Consider the following 368-nt stretch of genomic DNA (forward strand, 5'->3'; position numbering starts at 1 on the left):
CCGCCGCACGGACGTTGCTCGCGGACGCCGGAGCGGAGGCGGACGGACTGAGCGCCGTGTGCGTCGGCGCGGCGGGCATGGCGACGCTGGGCGAGGGGCTGCGGGCGGCGCTTCCCGGGGCGCTGGCGGCGGAGTTCGGGCCGGTGCGGGTGGCGCTCGCGGCCGACGCCGTCACCGCGTACGCGGGCGCGCTGGGCGAGTCGCCGGGCGCCGTGGTGGCGGGCGGCACCGGTCTGATCGCGATGGGCACGGATCTGCGCGCGTGGCAGCGCGCGGACGGCTGGGGTCATCTGCTGGGCGACTGCGGCGGCGGAGCCTGGATCGGTCAGGCCGGACTCCAGGCGGCCATGCGCGACTTCGACGGACGC

At 78.8% G+C, this 368-nt stretch carries 1 protein-coding gene; it reads left to right on the forward strand.

Translation table 11 applies throughout. The features are described from left to right. The coding region (locus tag AN218_RS38110; RefSeq protein ID WP_275936967.1) for a BadF/BadG/BcrA/BcrD ATPase family protein at positions 1-368 on the forward strand (368 nt) is incomplete at both ends.

This window comes from Streptomyces nanshensis (assembly GCF_001751255.1).
Classification (GTDB): domain Bacteria; phylum Actinomycetota; class Actinomycetes; order Streptomycetales; family Streptomycetaceae; genus Streptomyces; species Streptomyces nanshensis_A.